General features: G+C 44.1%; 1 protein-coding gene. It reads left to right on the top strand.

Annotated elements, in window-relative coordinates; all coding sequences use genetic code 11:
* The first annotated feature begins 138 nt into the window (after window positions 1-138).
* Window positions 139-795, top strand: coding sequence for a diguanylate cyclase (locus QUA13_RS32465; protein WP_333205204.1), 657 nt, complete (start codon window positions 139-141; stop codon window positions 793-795).
* The last annotated feature ends 553 nt before the right edge of the window (window positions 796-1,348 follow it).

Genomic DNA, 1,348 nt, shown 5'->3' with positions numbered 1-1,348 from the left:
GTTCGTAATTCATATTATTAAGCTCATTTTTTCTTTTATTTTACCTAGAACGATCGCACTTTCGCAAGAGGTCTAATAGACCCAATTGGCGCGATCGGCAACTATTGGGCACAGCCGCATCAACCCACTGACCAAGAGGTGAAGCTACTTCAAGCACTGGCAGATACAACAGCCGTCGCGATCGAGAACGTGCAGGTGTATGCCGAACTGGAACAACGAGTGCGCGATCGCACCGCTGAGTTAGAAGCTGTCAACGTCAGACTGATGCAGGAAATTAGGGATCGGCAACAAGCAGAAGAACAGGTGCGGCAATTGTCGTTGACAGACGAGTTGACACAGTTGCACAATCGACGCGGTTTCTTTGTCCTGGCACAGCAGCAGTTAAAAGTAGTCCGCCGCCAGAAAAGTTCATGCTGTCTCCTGTTTGTCGATCTAGACGGTTTGAAACAACTTAACGATAATATGGGTCACGAGGTAGGCGATCGGGCAATTGCAGATGCGGCTGAGATTTTGAAAGAAACCTGCCGCAGTTCAGACATTGTTGCTCGTTTGGGTGGAGATGAATTTGTTATTTTTGCGCTCAACTACTTAGAGAATGCCGAAGAGCTTGTAGTTCGCTTGCAAGCCAACATCGCTCGTTTCAACCAGGAGAGCAACCGCTGCTATCAACTGTCTATGAGTATTGGCATCCAGTGCTGTATTCCAGACGGTGAAACCTCGCTGGAGCAATTAATAGCCCTAGCAGATGAATTAATGTACGCTCAAAAGCGCACAAAGAAGTGCGGAAATCGTTAAGCGGATGTGTGAAGTACCTACACGCAAGCTTGCTGTGAGTGTAGGCTTCTAGTATTCCTGAGAATTACTAGAACTTCCTTCGAGGTACTATTAGTAGTAGAGTCAGCTACTACAAGATTCCCTTTAAGGAATGATTGCTACTTCGTCAGCATCATCAGCAATAGAAATTCTATCAATATTTATTGAACCACGGGAACTAGCTATTAAAGATGACTGGAAACGTTCTTTTTCATTACGTACTTAATTCTACCTATTCAGACTAAACGCCCAAACCATAAAACAGATAGAAATTAGTAATAAACCACCAATTCTAATTCTTGGTGTATGGATAGTGCTGGTGTCAGAGTTGATTGAGAAAGCAATGTAAACTAACGGGGCAAGAACACCAATCTCAATCAATGAATTTCGGTAAAAATAATAGTTGAACTGGTTTAACAAACCGACTGTGACCCAGGAAAGAAGACATTCTTATTCTCTATTGGAGTTTAGACTAAGCAGGTCAAAAAGTGCGCTCGCCCAAAGACCGGCAAACGTCCATACTCCAACGGCAACG

It is taken from the genome of Microcoleus sp. S28C3, assembly GCF_036700785.1.
GTDB classification, from domain to species: Bacteria; Cyanobacteriota; Cyanobacteriia; order Cyanobacteriales; family Microcoleaceae; genus Microcoleus; species Microcoleus asticus.
This window is presented reverse-complemented; position numbering and strand designations above follow the sequence as displayed.